This window comes from Pseudomonas sp. S3_E10, assembly GCF_054667615.1.
In genome coordinates this window covers 3,362,928-3,380,518 of sequence record NZ_CP162743.1, presented here as the reverse complement: position 1 = coordinate 3,380,518, position 17,591 = coordinate 3,362,928, and the positions used below count along the sequence as shown (strand labels likewise).

The window sequence follows — 17,591 nt, the reverse complement described above, 5'->3', positions numbered from 1 at the left end:
CTAGCGAAAATCCCGCCGCTCGCGAATCAACGCATAGGCATTGTGCAGGTCGCGGGTGCGCTCGGTGGCCTCACGCACTTGCGCAGGGGTGGCGCCACTGCCGGCAACCTTGTCCGGGTGGTGACGACTGAGCAGGCGGCGATAGGCGCGCTTGATTACCGACGGTTCAGCGGTGGCGGTTACGCCAAGCAAGCGCAACGCCTCCTGATACGTGCCGTTGCGATTGACCAGCGGCTTGCGTTCAGGCGTGTAGTCCGCCGCCAGGGCCTGGAGTTGTTGCGGTGTCCAGCCCAACCATTTACCCCATTGGTCGATCAGGTCGCGTTCAGCGTCATCCGCCCTGCCGTCCGCCCAGACCATCCGCCAGCACGCACGCAGCACGCCTTCGGCCGCGTGGGGCTGGGCCTTAAGCACGCGCAGATAGCGGCGCACCCGGTCGGAGCCGGATTTGCCACGGTTGAAGGCTGCGATTGCACGGCGCTGGGCCGAGTCGGTCATGTCCAGCGAGCGCATTTCCTGGCGCGCCTGCTGAATATGCCCATCCACCACGCGCCCGTTGCTTTTGGCCAGGCGCCCCAGCAACACAAACAGCAATTCGTCGTTACGCAACGCGGGACGCCCGCCCAGGCGCTCGCGCAGCTGTGCCCAACTGTGCAGTTGCAGGCGGCGATCCAGCGCCTGCCCTAGCAACGCACCCAACAAAGCCCCCGGAATACTGGCAATGGCAAAGCCAGCCCCGGCGCCGATCAGCGTCCCTGGCCACAACATGCTACTGCCCCGCTGTCAGCAGGGTTTCGACTTGCGCCAGGCGCTCCAGCGTGCCGACATCAATCCAGCGTCCCGCCATGTGTTCCCCCGTTACCAGACCCTTGGCCATCGCCGCCCGCAGCAGCGGTGCCAGCTTGAAGGCACCCGCGCTGCAACCCTCGAACAACTTGGGGTCAAGCACTGAAATGCCACTGAAGGTCAGGTTATCGGCACCGGGCGCGGCATCATGAAGCAAACCCTGATCGAGATAGAAATCCCCGCCTGAGGGGTGATGCGCCGGGTTGTCGACCATCACCAGGTGCGCCAGGCCCTGGAGCGGTTGCCTGAGCCGGGTAAAGTCGTAATCAGTCCAGATATCGCCATTGACCACCAGGAACGGCGCGTCTCCCAGCAGTGGCAAGGCCCGGAAAATCCCACCGCCGGTTTCCAGCGGCTCGCCCTCCGGGGAATAACGGATGCGCAGGCCAAACTGCGCGCCATCCCCCAGATAACTTTCGATCTGTTGGCCGAGCCAGGCGTGGTTGATCACGATATCGGTGAAACCGGCCTTGGTTAGCGCCTCCAGGTGATATTCGATCAAGCGCTTGCCACCGGCCTGCACCAACGGCTTGGGCGTGTGCAACGTGAGCGGACGCATCCGCTCGCCTTTGCCGGCGGCCAGGATCATGGCCTTCATACAACGGCCTTTGCGGGTTGACGCAGGCTGGTCAACAGCTCGGCCAATTCGCTCAGTTCCGGGCGATCGGCGAGCACCGCTTCTATATAAGCAAAGAAGCGCGGTACGTCAGCCAGGTAGCGCGGCTTGCCGTCGCGATGGCAAATGCGCGCGAAGATACCGATGACCTTGAGGTGGCGCTGCACACCCATCAGGTCGCTGGCACGCAGGAAGTCCTCGAAATCCGGCTGCACCGGGATCCCCAGTTCCGCCGCACGCTCCCAATAACCGCACTGCCATTCACGCACGCGCGCCTTGGGCCAACTGAGGAAGGCGTCCTTGAACAGGCAGGTGATGTCGTAGGTGACCGGGCCGTAGACCGCGTCCTGGAAGTCCAGCACGCCCGGGTTAGGCTCGCTGATCATCAGGTTGCGCGGCATGTAGTCGCGGTGCACCAGCACCTTGGGCTGCGCCAGGGCGCTCTCGATCAGGTGGTCGCTGGCGCGTTGCCACAGAGCCTGCTGTTGTGTATCCAACTCGATACCCAGATGGCGGCGTACGTACCACTCCGGGAAGAGCTCCAGTTCACGGCGCAGCAAGGCAACGTCATAACTGGGCAGCGGCGCCTCCATCGGCAAGCGCTGGAACGCCAGCAGCGCGTCGATGGCGTCGGCGAATAATGCGTCGGCGTTTTGCTCGTCGATCACGTCCAGATAGGTTTTTGTGCCCAGGTCATTGAGCAAAAGAAAGCCGCGCGGCAAATCTTCCGCATAAATTTTTGGAACATTTATGCCCGATGTCGCCAGTAAATACGCGATATCGACGAAAGGTTTGCAGTTTTCCTGGGGGGGCGGCGCGTCCATCACCACCAGCGTCCGGCCTCCCCCTCCCAGCGAAAGTAACGCCTGAAACTCGCGTCGCTGCTGGCCGCGGTCAATGTGGCCGGGGGTACGGGGCCCCAGTCCTGAGCGTTGAAAAGGATCGGCAACTGCTCTTCCAGCCAGACTTCCAGCTGTTGTAAACGTAGATCTTGCTCGGGCATTACAAGGGTCTCCGACGGCGCTAGCCGTCAAGCGGGGCATGCTTTATTATCACGCATCTTTTTCAGACCATCGAGAGGCGTGCGGCCCAAACCGCGGGCAGATGGCACGCAGGAAGCCCGGACTAATAAGATGGCATTGAAATCCCCCGCGTTTCGTAGAAAATTTCCGTTGCTGGTAACCGGCAGTCTGCTGGCCTTGCAACCCTTCGCCACCTCATTCGTGGTCGCCGCGGAACAGTATGACTGCTCAGTCTCTGCTTCGGGTGCCTGGGATTGCGCGCCGAAAACCGCCGCCAGCCCGTTGCCACCGCGCCCGGTGCATGACGGCGCAGCCGTCAGCTCGGCCAACAGCACGGCGCAGGCCGAGGCTGGTGGCAGTGCCGCGGCCGAGCCCAAGACCGCACTGGTCACCGAATCCAAGGGCCGCGGCCTGCGTTCGCGCAGCGCCGACTACAGCCACTTGGACTGGGTGCCTCGCGAAAAGTTGACCGCGGCCCAACTGGCCGAAACCGGTCCTTATTGCGGCGGTGCGTACATCGAGCCGACTCGTCCTGGCATGAACGACAAGACGGACAAGAGCGATGCGCCCACCTTCATCGGTGCCAAGGCCTCTCGTTACGAGCAGGAACAGCAAGTCGCAACCCTGGCCGGTGACGTCGTCATGCGCCAGGGCAGCATGCAGCTGGAATCTGAAGAGGCCAGCCTGTACCAGGCGGAAAGCCGCGGCGAACTGAACGGCAACGTGCGTTTGCGCGACAAGGGTGCCTTGATCGTCGGCGACCACGCCGAGGTTCAGCTGGACACCGGTGCCGCTCAGATCGACAACGCCGAATACGTGCTGCACAAGTCGCGCATCCGCGGTAACGCGCTGTACGCCAAGCGCGCCGAGAACGCGATCATCCGTCTCAAGGACGGTACGTACACCACGTGCGAACCAGACAGCAATGCCTGGCAACTGCGCGGCAACAACATCACGTTGAACCCGGCCACCGGTTTCGGTACGGCCACCAACGCGACGTTGCGGATCAAGAACATCCCGATCCTGTACACCCCTTACATCTATTTCCCGATCGACGATCGTCGTCAATCCGGCTTCCTGCCGCCGAGCTTCAGCACCGGTGGCGAAACCGGCTTCACCCTGCTTACGCCGTACTACTTCAACCTGGCGCCGAACTACGACGCCACGTTGTACCCGCAATACATGACCAAGCGCGGCATGATGATGGAAGGCGAGTTCCGCTACCTCACCAAGTCCAGCGAAGGCCAGTTCGGCGGCGCGTACCTGAACGACGACAACGACGAGCGCAAGCTGCAGACCGACTACGAAAAAACCCGCTACATGCTCAATTGGCAGCACAAGGGCGGGCTGGATTCGCGCGTACTGACCCAGGTTGACTACACCCAGATCAGCGACCCTTACTTCTTCCAGGACCTGAAGTCCAACCAGGAAGGCGTTGTGAGCCGCGACTACGTCAACCAGCAGGGCTCCGTGGCTTATCGCGGTGACACCTTCCAGGCACGCCTGAACCTTCAGGCCTACCAGTTGGCGACGATTTCCCAGGTTACCCCGTATAACCGCCTGCCGCAGATCACCTTCAACGGGACCCTGCCGTACCATCCGGGCGGTTTGAACTTCAGCTACGAGACCGAAGCGGTCCGCTTCGAACGCGACCTGGAGAACGGCACCTTCAGAGACCAGGATGGCTTGATAAGCCCTCGCCTGGATACCTTTGTACGCGGCCTGACCCGCGCCAACGGCACACGCCTGAACGTAGCCCCGGCCGTCGAATACCCGATGAACTGGACCTACGGTTTCGTCACCCCGAAGCTCAAGTACGTCTACACCAAGTACGACCTGGACCTGGACAGCATCGGCAAGAACCAGATCCTTGCTGAACAAGCTGCAGCAACCCCGGCCAATCCGTACGCGGGTGGCACCTTCAAAAGCTCCCAGGACCGCGCGGTTCCGGTGGCCAGTGTCGACAGCGGCCTGTACTTCGATCGCAATACCAACTGGTTCGGCAAAGACTATCGCCAGACCCTTGAGCCGCGTGCGTTCTACCTGTACGTACCGAACAAGGACCAGGCGGATATTCCCGTCTTCGACACCAGCGAGTACTCGTTCAGCTACGCATCGCTGTTCCGTGACAACCGCTTCAGCGGTTCCGACCGTATCGGCGACGAGAACAAGCTGTCCCTGGGCGTGACCAGTCGCTGGATCGAAGACAACGGCTTCGAGCGTCAACGCGTATCCGTAGGCCAGGCGGTGTACTTCAAGGATCGTGAAGTCCAACTGCCGGGCATCCTGGCTGCCGACCGTGACGACGCACAGTCAGACGTATCGCCGGTTGCACTGGACTACGAGTTCCGCTTCAACCGCGACTGGCGCGCCACTGCCGACTACAACTGGGACACCGAGGAGCACAGCCCTCGCTCCGGCAGCGCAATGCTTCACTACCAGCCGGAAGACAACCCGAACAAGATCATCAACGTTGGTTATCGCTATCGTAACGACCAGGTCGTCTACAACCAGCTGACCGGCAAATGGCAGTTCGGTGGCGACTACGGCCAGCCAGGCGACGCGAACTACGTGAAGGATTACTACAAAATCCAACAACACGACTTCTCGATGATGTGGCCGATCATTCCGCAGTGGAACCTGATCACCCGCTGGCAGTATGACTACGCTCGCAACCGTACGCTGGAAGCCTTCGGTGGTTTCGAGTACGACAACTGCTGTTGGAAACTGCGCGTCATCAACCGTTACTGGGTTTCCAACGACGAATACAGCCAGATCGCCCCGCTCAACGAAAAGGGTGACCACGGGCTCTTCCTGCAAATCGTCCTCAAAGGACTCGGCGGCCTGACCGGCGCCAAGGTAGAGAGCTTCCTCGACAAAGGCATTGAAGGTTATCGTGAACGTGAAGACCAAGCTTTCTGATTGTCTGCGCCCGCTCGTACTGGGCGCGCTGTTCCTGGGGGCCGCATCGGCACACGCTGCGGTTCAACAGCTGGATAAAGTGGTGGCCATCGTCGATAACGACGTGATCATGCAGAGCCAACTGGACCAACGCGTCAAGGAAGTTCAGCAAACCATCGCCAAGCGTGGCGGTGGCGTGCCGCCTACCAGCGTCCTGGACCAACAGGTGCTGGAACGCCTGATCGTCGAAAACCTGCAACTGCAGATCGGTGATCGTTCCGGCATCCGTATTTCGGACGAAGAGCTGAACCAGGCAGTCGGCACCATTGCCCAGCGCAACAACATGAGCATCGATCAGTTCCGCGCGGCCCTGGCCCACGACGGTCTTTCGTATGAAGACGCCCGTGACCAGATCCGCCGCGAGATGATCATCAGCCGTGTGCGCCAACGCCGTGTGGCCGAGCGGGTTCAGGTGTCCGAGCAGGAGGTCAAGAATTTCCTGGCATCGGACCTGGGCAAGATGCAGCTTTCCGAAGAACTGCACCTGGCCAATATCCTGATTCCGACCCCGGACAGTGCGAACTCCGAGCAGCTCAATGCCGCCGCCGCCAAGACCCAGGCTATCTATGAACGCCTGAAGGCCGGTGCTGATTTCGCCCAGATGGCAATCGCCCAGTCCGGCAGCGACAACGCCCTTGAAGGCGGTGACATGGGCTGGCGTAAAGCCGCTCAACTGCCCCCTCCGTTCGACCGCGAGCTGAGCGCCATGGAAGTCGGCGGCATCACCCAGCCGGCCCGCACCCCTGGTGGTTTCATCATCCTGAAGCTGCTGGAACGTCGCGGTGGCGAGACCTCGTTGAAAGACGAAGTGCATGTGCGTCATATCCTGGTCAAACCAAGCGAAATCCGCACCGAAGCGCAAACCAAGGAACTGGCTCAGAAGATCTATGACCGCATCCAAAGCGGTGAAGACTTCGCCACTCTGGCCAAGAGCTTCTCGGAAGACCCGGGTTCGGCCCTCAACGGCGGCGACCTGAACTGGATCGACCCGAAAGCGCTGGTGCCGGAATTCCAGCAGGTGATGGCCGATACCCCGCAAGGCGTACTGTCCAAGCCGTTCAAGACTCAATACGGTTGGCATGTCCTGGAAGTCCTTGGCCGTCGCGCCACCGACAATACCAGCCAGGCCCGCGAGCAACAGGCACTGAACGTACTGCGCAACCGCAAATACGATGAAGAGCTGCAGACCTGGTTGCGTCAGATCCGTGACGAAGCCTACGTAGAGAACAAGCTGCCAGGCGCCGAGCAAACAGGCGCCAGCCAGGCAACTCCGTGAAACCACAGCGTTTCGCGGTAACACCCGGCGAGCCGGCCGGCATAGGTCCAGACCTGTGCCTGCTGCTCGCCTCGCAAGCCCAGCCACATCCCCTGATCGCCATTACCAGCCGCGACCTGCTCCTTGAGCGGGCCGCGCAACTGGGTGTGGCTATCACTCTGCTGGATGCAGCGCCAGGCAACTGGCCCGACGTGCCTGCCCCAGCCGGCAGCCTGTATGTGTGGGACACCCCACTGCAAGCCAAGGTAGTTGCCGGGCAACTGGACAAGGCCAACGCAGCGTTTGTACTGCAAACCCTGACTCGCGCGGGGCAAGGCTGCCTCGACGGCGACTTCGCCGGCATGATCACCGCACCCGTCCACAAGGGCGTGATCAACGAATCCGGTATCGCCTTTTCCGGCCACACCGAATTCCTTGCCGAACTGACCCACACCGCTCAAGTCGTCATGATGCTCGCCACGCGTGGCCTGCGAGTCGCCCTGGTGACCACGCATTTGCCACTGCGCGAAATTGCGGATGCCATTACCGTCGAGCGCCTGGAGCGTGTCACGCGCATCCTGCATGCCGACCTGCAACACAAATTCGGCATCGCCCAACCGCGCATCCTGGTCTGCGGGCTCAACCCGCATGCCGGTGAAGGCGGCCATTTGGGCCATGAAGAAATCGACATCATTGAACCAACCCTGGAGCGTCTGCGCCAAGAAGGCATGGACCTGCGCGGCCCACTGCCGGCGGACACTCTGTTTACCCCCAAATATCTGGAGCACTGCGACGCAGTGCTGGCGATGTACCATGACCAGGGGCTGCCGGTGCTGAAATACAAAGGCTTCGGCGCCGCCGTCAACGTGACACTGGGCCTGCCGATCATCCGTACCTCCGTCGACCATGGCACTGCCCTGGACCTGGCGGGCAGCGGCAAGATCGATACCGGCAGCCTGCACGTGGCCCTGGAAACCGCCTATCAGATGGCCGAGACCCGTATATGACCGAGCATTACCAACACCGGGCGCGCAAGCGCTTCGGGCAAAACTTCCTGCACGACGCCGGCGTGATCGACCGCATCCTGCGCTCAATCCATGCCAAGCCAGAAGACCGTCTGCTGGAAATCGGCCCGGGCCAGGGCGCACTGACCCAAGGTCTGCTCGCCAGCGGTGGCCAGTTGGACGTGGTTGAACTGGACAAGGACCTGATCCCGATCCTCAACCAGCAGTTCGCCGGCAAATCCAACTTCAATCTGCATCAGGGCGATGCGCTGAAGTTCGACTTCAACACCCTCAACGCCGCGCCCAACAGCCTGCGCGTGGTGGGCAACCTGCCGTACAACATCTCCACGCCGCTGATTTTTCACCTGCTGAACAACGCCGGGATCATCCGCGACATGCACTTCATGTTGCAAAAGGAAGTGGTGGAGCGCATGGCCGCCGGCCCGGGCGGTGGTGATTGGGGCCGCTTGTCGATCATGGTTCAGTACCACTGCCGCGTCGAACACCTGTTCAACGTAGGCCCTGGCGCGTTCAACCCGCCGCCGAAGGTCGACTCGGCCATCGTACGCCTGGTGCCGCACGCCGTGCTGCCGCACCCGGCCAAGGATCACAAATTGCTGGAGCGCGTGGTGCGCGAGGCGTTCAACCAGCGCCGCAAAACCTTGCGCAATACGCTCAAGGCCTTGCTGAGCAACGCTGAAATCGAAGCCGCCGGCGTGGACGGCAGCCTGCGTCCCGAGCAACTGGACCTGGCCGCCTTCGTGCGCCTGGCCGACCAGCTCGCCATCCAGCCTGCTCCAACCGCGGAATAAGGCGTAAGGGCTACGCGATATAGATGTGGGAGGGGCGGTGCGCCCCTCCCACATTTGAACTGCGTCATACCAGACAGCATGTCTGGCCTAGTGCCCGCCTCTTGGCCTAGACTGATCCGCATCTGCTGTCCTCCGCTTTTGCTTTTAAGGCCTCTTGCATGTCCGATCCTCGCTACCAGATCGACGTCAGCGTCGTCACCCGCTTCCTGGCGGACCAATCGCAACCTGAACACAACCGTTTCGCCTTTGCCTACACCATCACGGTGAAGAACAACGGGCTGGTGCCGGCCAAGCTGCTGTCGCGCCACTGGGTGATCACCGACGGTGATGGCCAGGTCGAGGAAGTGCGCGGCGCGGGCGTTGTCGGCCAGCAACCGTTGATCGACGCCGGGGCCAGCCACACCTACAGCAGCGGCACGGTCATGACCTCCAAGGTCGGCACCATGCAGGGTTCGTATCAAATGAAAGCCACCGATGGAAAGCTGTTCGATGCCATCATCAAGCCTTTTCGCCTTGCCGTGCCGGGAGCCCTGCACTGATGGCGACGTACGCGGTCGGCGATCTGCAAGGCTGCCTGGAGCCGCTCAAGTGCCTGCTTGAGCGCGTGGCCTTCGACCCGGCGAATGATCGGCTGTGGTTGGTGGGCGACCTGGTCAATCGTGGCCCCGAGTCCCTGGCAACCCTGCGCTACTTATATAGCCTGCGCGATGCACTGGTGTGCGTACTCGGCAACCACGACCTGCACCTGCTGGCGGCCGGCAATAACATCGAACGCCTGAAAAAAGGCGATACCCTGCGCGAAATCCTTGAAGCACCTGATCGTGCCGAGCTGCTCGACTGGCTGCGCCGGCAAAAAATCATGCACTACGACGACGGCCGCAATATGGCCTTGGTCCATGCCGGCATCCCGCCACAGTGGACGCTGAAGAAAGCCCTCAAGTGCGCCGCCGAAGTCGAACATGCCTTGGCCGATGACAGCCTGTATACCGCCTTCCTCGACGGCATGTATGGCAACGAGCCGGTGAAATGGGACAACGACCTCACCGGCGTGGCTCGCCTGCGGGTGATCACCAATTACTTCACGCGCATGCGTTTCTGCACCGCCGACGGCAAGCTGGACCTCAAGAGCAAAGAAGGTGCCGACACCGCCCTGCCCGGCTACAAGCCATGGTTCGCCCACAAGGAGCGCAAGACCCGTGACACGAAGATCATCTTCGGCCACTGGGCGGCGCTGGAAGGTAAGTGCGACGAGCCCGGCGTGTTCGCCCTGGACACCGGCTGCGTATGGGGCGGCGCCATGACCCTGATGAACATCGATACCGGCGAGTTTCACACCTGCCGGTGCGAACCCCGCCTTTCCACACAGCTGGCCGCAGCCAAGCCTTAGGAGCCCGCCATGAGCGAATTCAAACGTATCCCCCCAGAACACGCCCAGGCCCTGCGCGAGCAAGGCGCAGTGGTCGTCGACATCCGTGACCAGCCGACCTATGCGGCCGCTCACATCACCGGCGCCCACCATCTGGACAACATCAACATCGCCGATTTCATCCGCGCCGCCGACCTCGATGCACCGCTGATCGTGGCCTGTTACCACGGTAATTCCAGCCAAAGCGCAGCCGCTTACCTCGTCAGCCAGGGCTTCTCCGACGTCTACAGCCTGGACGGCGGTTTTGAGTTGTGGCGTGCGACCTATCCTGCGGAAATTTCCTCCGGCGATTCGCAATAATTTTTTTCACACCCCGCTACCCCGCGTGACGCTTGGGCTAGCGCCGTTTCTGACGAACGGCGCAGCCAAACTAATTGCGTATCGCGCCTTGACCTCCCCGATTCCGAACTATCCTTAAGCGCAGGCCATCCGAATCAGGGGAGAGCCGGTACACCGGCGTGCGGGTCATCGGTAGCGTTTAGGGTGTTCTGGGGGGAAAACAGTCATTGGCGTAGGTCAATGACTGCCAGCATCGACTGATTGATCCGGCGTCGGCTCCACGTATCGAGCGAGGTGACGACGTCATGAGTATCTTTAGCCACTTCCAACAACGCTTCGCGTCCACACAGCAGGAGGAACTCACGCTTCAAGAGTATCTCGAACTGTGCAAACAGGACCGCAGCACGTACGCATCCGCCGCCGAACGCCTGTTGCTGGCGATTGGCGAACCGCAACTGATAGACACCTCGAACAATTCGCGCCTGTCGCGAATCTTTTCCAACAAGGTGATCCGCCGCTACCCGGCCTTTGAAGACTTCCACGGAATGGAAGAATGCATCGACCAGATCGTCTCCTACTTCCGCCACGCCGCCCAAGGCCTGGAAGAGAAGAAGCAAATCCTCTACCTGCTCGGCCCCGTCGGCGGCGGTAAGTCGTCCCTGGCCGAAAAGCTCAAGCAATTGATCGAGAAAGTGCCCTTCTATGCCATCAAGGGCTCGCCGGTGTTCGAGTCGCCCCTGGGCCTGTTCAACGCCACGGAAGATGGCGCGATCCTCGAAGAAGACTTCGGCATCCCACGGCGCTATCTCAACACCATCATGTCGCCTTGGGCCACCAAGCGCCTGGCCGAGTTCGGCGGTGATATCAGCCAATTCCGCGTGGTGAAACTCTACCCGTCGATCCTTAACCAGATCGGCGTGGCCAAGACCGAGCCGGGGGATGAGAACAACCAGGATATTTCGGCGCTGGTAGGTAAGGTCGATATCCGCAAACTCGAAGAATTCCCACAGAACGACGCCGACGCTTATAGCTACTCGGGCGCGCTGTGCCGGGCCAACCAGGGCCTGATGGAGTTCGTGGAAATGTTCAAGGCGCCGATCAAGGTGCTGCACCCACTGCTCACAGCGACACAGGAAGGCAACTACAACAGCACCGAAGGCCTGGGCGCGATTCCATTCACCGGGATCCTGCTGGCCCACTCCAACGAATCGGAATGGCACACCTTCCGCAATAACAAGAACAACGAAGCGTTCATCGACCGGATCTACATCGTCAAGGTGCCGTACTGCCTGCGAGTGAGCGACGAGATCAAGATCTACGACAAGCTGCTGTTCAACAGCTCCCTGGCCAAGGCCCATTGCGCGCCCGACACCCTGAAGATGCTCGCCCAGTTCACGGTGCTGTCGCGCCTCAAGGAGCCCGAAAACTCGAACATCTACTCCAAGATGCGCGTGTATGACGGCGAAAACCTCAAGGACACCGACCCCAAGGCCAAGTCGATCCAGGAATACCGCGACACCGCAGGCGTGGACGAGGGCATGAACGGGCTGTCGACGCGCTTTGCGTTCAAGATCCTGTCCAAGGTCTTCAACTTCGACCCGCATGAAATTGCCGCCAACCCGGTGCACCTGCTCTACGTGCTGGAACAACAGATCGAACAGGAGCAATTCCAGGCCGAGACCCGCGAGCGCTATCTGCGCTTCCTCAAGGAATACCTGGCGCCGCGCTACATCGAGTTCATCGGCAAGGAAATCCAGACCGCCTACCTGGAGTCCTACAGCGAGTATGGCCAGAACATCTTCGACCGCTACGTGCTGTACGCCGACTTCTGGATCCAGGACCAGGAATACCGCGACCCGGAAACCGGCGAGATCCTCAATCGCGTAGCCCTCAACGAAGAGCTGGAAAAAATCGAGAAACCGGCCGGCATCAGCAATCCGAAGGATTTCCGCAACGAAATCGTCAACTTCGTGCTGCGCGCCCGGGCCAATAACAACGGTAAGAACCCGACCTGGCTCAGCTACGAAAAACTGCGGGTGGTCATCGAGAAGAAAATGTTCTCCAACACCGAAGACCTGCTGCCAGTCATCAGCTTCAATGCCAAGGCCAGCAAGGAGGATCAGCAAAAACACAACGACTTCGTCACACGAATGGTCGAACGCGGCTACACCGACAAACAGGTACGACTGCTCTCCGAGTGGTATCTGCGGGTGCGCAAATCGCAATAAGGCAGCGGCAAGCGCGCAATGCCAGGCCTATGGCCTGGCAACTGACCGCTTGTCCTTAAGCTTCCAGCTCGCGGCTGGAAGCTTGTAACGTGAAGCTGCCCGGAGGGCTCCGCATGAGCTATGTGATCGACCGACGCCTCAATGGCAAGAACAAGAGCACGGTAAACCGTCAGCGTTTCCTGCGGCGTTACCGTGACCACATCAAAAAGGCGGTTGAAGAAGCCGTCAGCCGCCGTTCCATCACCGACATGGAACATGGCGAACAGATCAGCATTCCCGGTCGCGATATCGACGAACCGGTGCTGCACCATGGCCGGGGCGGAAAACAGACCGTCGTACACCCAGGCAACAAGGAGTTCACTACCGGCGAACATATCCAGCGCCCCCAGGGTGGTGGTGGCGGCAAAGGCCCGGGCAAGGCCGGTAACTCCGGCGAAGGCATGGATGAGTTTGTATTCCAGATCACCCAGGAAGAATTCCTCGAATTCATGTTCGAAGACCTGGAATTACCCAACCTGGTCAAACGCAACCTGACCGGCACCGACACCTTCAAGACCGTGCGCGCCGGCATCAGCAACGAGGGCAACCCCTCGCGCATCAACATCATCCGCACCCTGCGCTCGGCCCATGCGCGGCGTATCGCCCTGTCGGGCAGCAGCCGCGCCAAATTGAAGCAAGCCAAGGAAGAGCTGGCGCGCCTCAAGCGTGAAGAGCCGGACAACTTCGGCGATATCCAGGAAATAGAAGCGGAAATAGAGAAACTCAGCGCACGCATTCATCGTGTGCCGTTCCTCGACACCTTTGACCTTAAATACAACCTGCTGGTCAAACAGCCCAACCCCAGCTCCAAGGCGGTGATGTTCTGTCTGATGGACGTGTCCGGCTCCATGACCCAGGCCACCAAGGACATCGCCAAGCGCTTTTTCATCCTGCTGTACCTGTTTCTCAAGCGGAACTACGACAAGATCGACGTGGTGTTCATCCGACATCACACCAGCGCCCGGGAAGTGGACGAAGAGGAGTTTTTTTACTCGCGGGAAACCGGCGGCACCATTGTGTCCAGCGCATTGAAGCTGATGCAGGAGATCATGGCCGAACGCTACCCCGCCAACGAGTGGAACATCTACGCCGCCCAAGCCTCCGACGGCGACAACTGGAATGACGACTCACCGATCTGCCGCGACATCCTGATCAACCAGATCATGCCGTTCGTGCAGTATTACACCTACGTTGAAATTACCCCCCGTGAGCACCAAGCCCTGTGGTTCGAATACGAGCGCATCGGCGAAGCTTTTGCCGATACGTTTGCCCAACAGCAACTGGTCTCGGCCGGCGATATCTACCCGGTCTTCCGTGAACTCTTCCAGCGCAGGTTAGTGACATGACCGCCAAAAAAGAGACTAAGCGCCAACCCATTTCCACCGGGTCCGAATGGACCTTTGAGCTGATCCAGGCCTATGACCGGGAAATCAGCCGCATTGCGGCGGGTTATGCCCTGGATACTTACCCCAACCAGATCGAAGTGATCACTGCCGAGCAGATGATGGACGCATACGCCTCGGTGGGCATGCCGCTGGGCTATCACCATTGGTCCTACGGCAAACACTTCCTCAGCACCGAAAAGTCCTACAGTCGCGGCCAGATGGGCCTGGCGTACGAGATCGTGATCAACTCCGACCCGTGCATCGCCTACCTGATGGAAGAAAACACCATCTGCATGCAGGCACTGGTAGTGGCCCACGCCTGCTATGGGCATAACAGTTTTTTCAAGGGCAACTACCTGTTCCGCACGTGGACAGATGCCAGTTCGATCATCGATTACCTGGTATTTGCCAAGCAGTACATCATGCAGTGCGAGGAGCGCCACGGCATCGACGCGGTGGAAGACCTGCTCGACTCCTGCCATGCCTTGATGAACTACGGCGTTGACCGCTACAAGCGCCCATACCCGATTTCGGCCGAGGAAGAACGCCTGCGTCAGAAGGAGCGCGAAGAGCATCTGCAAAAGCAGATCAATGATCTCTGGCGCACTATTCCCAAGCGCGCCGGCAAGAACAGCGATAAGGACAATGCGCGCTTCCCCGCCGAACCACAGGAAAACATCCTGTATTTTCTGGAAAAACACGCGCCGTTGCTCGAACCGTGGCAACGGGAGATCGTGCGCATCGTGCGCAAAATCGCCCAGTATTTTTATCCACAGCGCCAGACCCAGGTGATGAACGAAGGCTGGGCAACGTTCTGGCATTACACCTTGATGAATGACTTGTATGACGAGGGCCTGGTCACCGACGGCTTCATGATGGAGTTCCTCACGTCCCATACCAGCGTGGTGTACCAGCCGGGCTTCGACAGCCCGTACTACAGCGGCATCAACCCTTACGCCCTGGGCTTTGCGATGTACCGCGACATACGGCGCATGTGCGAACACCCCACTGAAGAGGACCGCCGCTGGTTCCCGGAAATCGCCGGCAGCGACTGGCTGTCCACCCTCAAATTTGCCATGAGCAGCTTCAAGGACGAGAGTTTTATCCTGCAATACCTGTCACCCCAGGTGATCCGCGATCTCAAGCTGTTCAGCATCCTGGACGACGACCTCAAGGACGACCTGATGGTACCGGCCATCCACGATGAGCCCGGCTACCGCACCATTCGCGAAACCCTGGCGGCGCAGTACAACCTGGGTAACCGTGAGCCCAACGTGCAGATCTACAGCATTGATGTGCGCGGCGACCGCTCGCTGACCCTGCGTCATCAGCAGCACGACCGCAAACCCTTGGGCGAATCCACCGAAGAGGTGCTCAAGCACCTGCACCGCCTGTGGGGCTTTGATATCCACCTGGAAACCCTGCAGGGCGACCAAGTCATGAAGACCCACCATGTCCCACCGCGCAGCGATCATAACGACAACGACTATGGCCGCCTGGACCTGGCCGTCGTTCACCTCTGAAACAGCAAAGCCTCCATTGGTCAGGCACAGGCGTTATCCTGTGCCGCTAATGGAGGCTTTTTCATGAAAATCTACAAAGTCGGCGGCGCCGTGCGTGATCGCTTGCTGGGCATCACGGTTACCGATGTGGACCGCGTGGTCGTTGGCGCGACCGCTGAAGCGATGCTTGCCAAAGGCTTCAAGCCGGTAGGCGCGGATTTCCCGGTGTTCCTGGACCCGAAAAACGGCGACGAGTACGCCCTGGCCCGCACCGAACGCAAAAGTGGTCGGGGCTACGGCGGCTTTGTGTTTCACGCCAGCCCCGATGTCACACTCGAAGACGACCTGATTCGTCGCGACCTGACCATCAACGCGATGGCCGAAGACGATGAGGGCAACCTGACCGACCCTTATCACGGCCAACGCGACCTGCAAGCACGTATTCTGCGCCACGTTTCCCCCGCGTTCGCCGAAGATCCCCTGCGAGTGCTGCGCGTTGCGCGCTTTGCTGCGCGCTATGCACATTTGGGCTTTACGGTGGCCCCCGAAACCCTCGAACTGATGCGCCAGCTCAGCGAATCCGGGGAACTGGAGGCACTGACGCCAGAGCGCAGCTGGAAGGAAATTTCCCGGGCATTGATGGAAGATCAACCCCAGGTGTTTATCCAGGTCCTGCGCGACTGCAACGCCCTGAAAACCTTGATGCCGGAAGTGGATGCGCTGTTCGGCGTACCGCAACCCGAGGCACATCACCCGGAGATCGACACCGGCATACACACCTTGAGCGTGCTCGAACAGGCAGCCCTTCATAAACAACCGCTGACCGTACGCTGGGCCTGCCTGCTGCACGATTTGGGCAAGGGCCTGACGCCTGTGGATAAGTTGCCGCAGCACATTGCTCATGAGCATCGCGGGCTGAAGCTGATCAAGGCGGTCAACGAACGCTTCAAGGTACCCAAGGATTGTCAGGAACTGGCCTTGCTGGTGGGCCAATATCACACCCACTGCCACCGCGCCCTGGAACTCAAAGCCTCGACATTGCTGGATTTGCTGCAGAGTTTTGACGTGTACCGAAGGCCGCAGCGCTTTGAAGAGTTTGTGGTGGCCTGTGAAATGGACGCCCGCGGGCGCAAGGGCTTTGAACAGCGCAGTTATCCACAGGCGGGCTACTTGCGCGCCGCGGCGCAGGCAGCGCGGGAGGTGGCGGTGGCGCCGTTGCTGGAGAAAGGTTTCAAAGGCCCGGCGCTCGGAGAAGCCCTGAAGCGCGAGCGGCTCAAGGCATTGCAGACCTATAAGGAACTTGCTTCCTAGAAAGACCTACACAAACTCACTCGGCGTCAGTTGCCGGCCCTGCCACTCAAACGCGACAGGCGCCAGCACTTGGTCGATGTCCGCGTCGCGCCACAGCTCGGCCATGGTCTTGCCTGCCCCAGGATGCACACGGTCCGGCGCCATCATCGACAGCGGCCACAACACAAAGGCGTTTTTCAGGATCTCTGCGCGGGGCAGGACCAAACCGTCGAAATCGCCCACCATTTCGCCGTACAGCAGCACGTCGATATCCAACGGCAAACCCTTGCGATCCGGCGCATAGCGACCATTGTCGGCTTCGATGAGCTTGAGACGACGGTCCAACTCCATCAACGGCAGGTCGGTATACGCCGACACCACCAAATTGAAGAACGGCCCACTTTTGATGCCCACCGGCTGGCTTTCGAACACCGCGGAGCAGCGCATATCGGTCAGCACGTTCGCCAGCGCATCAAGGCCGGCGCACAAATGGGCCTCGCGCTCGATATTGCTACCGAGGCCAAGGTAAACCTGAGTCAGCGACATCCGCGCTCGATCTCCACGCCCACGCCCTTGGCAGCCGGTACGGCGCCGGGCTTGGTCAGTTTGAGGTGCAGCCAGGGAATCTGGAACTCACTCATGAGCACTTCGGCCAGGCGCTCGGCAAAAGTTTCCACCAATTGGTATTGGGTTTGCTCGGCAAAGGCCTGGATACGTGCGGATACGCTGGCGTAATCCAGCGCCAGGGTCAGGTCGTCACCGGCGGCAGCCGGGCGATTGTCCCAGGCGAAGCTCAGGTCCAGGCGCAGGCATTGACGGATCCCACGCTCCCAGTCGTAGGCCCCGATCACGGTGTCGACTTCCAGGCCTTCGATAAACACTCTGTCCACGCTCTTCTCCGCAGCACGACAAGGGCGCAATGCCCC

15 protein-coding genes and 1 pseudogene are annotated in these 17,591 nt (G+C 60.4%); 11 read left to right on the top strand and 5 right to left on the bottom strand.

The genetic code is table 11. The features are described 5' to 3' along the window. From AB4N98_RS15350 to AB4N98_RS15340, 3 genes and pseudogenes are all read right to left on the bottom strand, one after another. The gene (locus tag AB4N98_RS15350; RefSeq protein WP_017530813.1) at window positions 1-768 is read right to left on the bottom strand and encodes a TerB family tellurite resistance protein; all 768 of its coding nucleotides are present in this window, start codon (window positions 766-768) and stop codon (window positions 1-3) included. Window position 769: 1 nt separating this feature from the next. Further along, on the bottom strand, window positions 770-1,444 hold the full coding sequence (gene murU / locus AB4N98_RS15345; protein WP_017530812.1) for an N-acetylmuramate alpha-1-phosphate uridylyltransferase MurU: 675 nt from the start codon (window positions 1,442-1,444) through the stop codon (window positions 770-772). Next, a pseudogene (locus AB4N98_RS15340) lies at window positions 1,441-2,465 on the bottom strand (aminoglycoside phosphotransferase family protein). The gene murU and the pseudogene AB4N98_RS15340 overlap by 4 nt, the downstream one beginning before the upstream one ends. A 130-nt stretch (window positions 2,466-2,595) precedes the next feature. On the opposite strand from AB4N98_RS15340, the gene AB4N98_RS15335 reads away from it, so the two are divergent. The 11 genes from AB4N98_RS15335 (at window position 2,596) to AB4N98_RS15285 (ending at window position 16,686) form a co-directional block, all read left to right on the top strand. Then, window positions 2,596-5,406, top strand: a complete 2,811-nt coding sequence (locus AB4N98_RS15335) for an LPS-assembly protein LptD (RefSeq protein ID WP_065879383.1) — start codon at window positions 2,596-2,598, stop codon at window positions 5,404-5,406. Beyond that, window positions 5,381-6,721 (top strand): peptidylprolyl isomerase, encoded by a 1,341-nt coding sequence (locus tag AB4N98_RS15330; RefSeq protein ID WP_017530809.1) that lies wholly within the window; start codon window positions 5,381-5,383, stop codon window positions 6,719-6,721. Before AB4N98_RS15335 ends, AB4N98_RS15330 begins: the two co-directional genes overlap by 26 nt. Next, a complete protein-coding gene (gene pdxA / locus AB4N98_RS15325) occupies window positions 6,718-7,707 on the top strand; it encodes a 4-hydroxythreonine-4-phosphate dehydrogenase PdxA (protein ID WP_065879382.1) in 990 nt (329 codons plus the stop codon). Before AB4N98_RS15330 ends, pdxA begins: the two co-directional genes overlap by 4 nt. Next, the gene (gene rsmA / locus AB4N98_RS15320; RefSeq protein WP_017530807.1) at window positions 7,704-8,516 is read left to right on the top strand and encodes a 16S rRNA (adenine(1518)-N(6)/adenine(1519)-N(6))-dimethyltransferase RsmA; all 813 of its coding nucleotides are present in this window, start codon (window positions 7,704-7,706) and stop codon (window positions 8,514-8,516) included. Before pdxA ends, rsmA begins: the two co-directional genes overlap by 4 nt. Before the next feature lie 158 nt (window positions 8,517-8,674). Further along, window positions 8,675-9,055: a Co2+/Mg2+ efflux protein ApaG gene (gene apaG, locus AB4N98_RS15315; protein WP_017530806.1), complete on the top strand. Its 381-nt coding sequence runs from the start codon at window positions 8,675-8,677 to the stop codon at window positions 9,053-9,055. Beyond that, entirely contained in the window at window positions 9,055-9,903 is an 849-nt protein-coding gene (locus AB4N98_RS15310) for a symmetrical bis(5'-nucleosyl)-tetraphosphatase (protein ID WP_017530805.1), read from the top strand. Before apaG ends, AB4N98_RS15310 begins: the two co-directional genes overlap by 1 nt. Window positions 9,904-9,912: 9 nt before the next feature. Continuing rightward, window positions 9,913-10,242, top strand: a complete 330-nt coding sequence (gene glpE / locus AB4N98_RS15305; RefSeq protein ID WP_017530804.1) for a thiosulfate sulfurtransferase GlpE — start codon at window positions 9,913-9,915, stop codon at window positions 10,240-10,242. 284 nt (window positions 10,243-10,526) lie between these two features. Then, window positions 10,527-12,449, top strand: coding sequence for a PrkA family serine protein kinase (locus tag AB4N98_RS15300; RefSeq protein ID WP_003176479.1), 1,923 nt, complete (start codon window positions 10,527-10,529; stop codon window positions 12,447-12,449). A 113-nt stretch (window positions 12,450-12,562) separates the two neighbouring features. After that, entirely contained in the window at window positions 12,563-13,834 is a 1,272-nt protein-coding gene (locus tag AB4N98_RS15295) for a YeaH/YhbH family protein (protein ID WP_003194735.1), read from the top strand. Further along, window positions 13,831-15,396, top strand: a complete 1,566-nt coding sequence (locus AB4N98_RS15290) for a SpoVR family protein (protein WP_065879381.1) — start codon at window positions 13,831-13,833, stop codon at window positions 15,394-15,396. The genes AB4N98_RS15295 and AB4N98_RS15290 overlap by 4 nt, the downstream gene beginning before the upstream one ends. Before the next feature lie 63 nt (window positions 15,397-15,459). Further along, entirely contained in the window at window positions 15,460-16,686 is a 1,227-nt protein-coding gene (locus AB4N98_RS15285; RefSeq protein WP_017530802.1) for a multifunctional CCA addition/repair protein, read from the top strand. A 6-nt stretch (window positions 16,687-16,692) separates the two neighbouring features. On the opposite strand, the gene folK is transcribed toward AB4N98_RS15285, so the two are convergent. Further along, window positions 16,693-17,211, bottom strand: coding sequence for a 2-amino-4-hydroxy-6-hydroxymethyldihydropteridine diphosphokinase (gene folK / locus AB4N98_RS15280; RefSeq protein WP_017530801.1), 519 nt, complete (start codon window positions 17,209-17,211; stop codon window positions 16,693-16,695). Continuing rightward, window positions 17,202-17,555: a dihydroneopterin aldolase gene (folB, locus tag AB4N98_RS15275; RefSeq protein WP_017530800.1), complete on the bottom strand. Its 354-nt coding sequence runs from the start codon at window positions 17,553-17,555 to the stop codon at window positions 17,202-17,204. The genes folK and folB overlap by 10 nt, the downstream gene beginning before the upstream one ends. Between the last annotated feature and the right edge of the window lie 36 nt (window positions 17,556-17,591).

Bases quoted from the DNA above. Each gene is read 5' to 3' on its own strand.
- AB4N98_RS15300 (WP_003176479.1), top strand. From the start codon at position 10,527: ATGAGTATCTTTAGCCACTTCCAACAACGCTTCGCGTCCACACAGCAG.
- murU (WP_017530812.1), bottom strand. From the start codon at position 1,444: ATGAAGGCCATGATCCTGGCCGCCGGCAAAGGCGAGCGGATGCGTCCG.
- AB4N98_RS15335 (WP_065879383.1), top strand. From the start codon at position 2,596: ATGGCATTGAAATCCCCCGCGTTTCGTAGAAAATTTCCGTTGCTGGTA.
- AB4N98_RS15295 (WP_003194735.1), top strand. From the start codon at position 12,563: ATGAGCTATGTGATCGACCGACGCCTCAATGGCAAGAACAAGAGCACG.
- AB4N98_RS15290 (WP_065879381.1), top strand. From the start codon at position 13,831: ATGACCGCCAAAAAAGAGACTAAGCGCCAACCCATTTCCACCGGGTCC.
- apaG (WP_017530806.1), top strand. From the start codon at position 8,675: ATGTCCGATCCTCGCTACCAGATCGACGTCAGCGTCGTCACCCGCTTC.
- AB4N98_RS15285 (WP_017530802.1), top strand. From the start codon at position 15,460: ATGAAAATCTACAAAGTCGGCGGCGCCGTGCGTGATCGCTTGCTGGGC.
- AB4N98_RS15350 (WP_017530813.1), bottom strand. From the start codon at position 768: ATGTTGTGGCCAGGGACGCTGATCGGCGCCGGGGCTGGCTTTGCCATT.
- folK (WP_017530801.1), bottom strand. From the start codon at position 17,211: ATGTCGCTGACTCAGGTTTACCTTGGCCTCGGTAGCAATATCGAGCGC.
- AB4N98_RS15310 (WP_017530805.1), top strand. From the start codon at position 9,055: ATGGCGACGTACGCGGTCGGCGATCTGCAAGGCTGCCTGGAGCCGCTC.
- rsmA (WP_017530807.1), top strand. From the start codon at position 7,704: ATGACCGAGCATTACCAACACCGGGCGCGCAAGCGCTTCGGGCAAAAC.
- glpE (WP_017530804.1), top strand. From the start codon at position 9,913: ATGAGCGAATTCAAACGTATCCCCCCAGAACACGCCCAGGCCCTGCGC.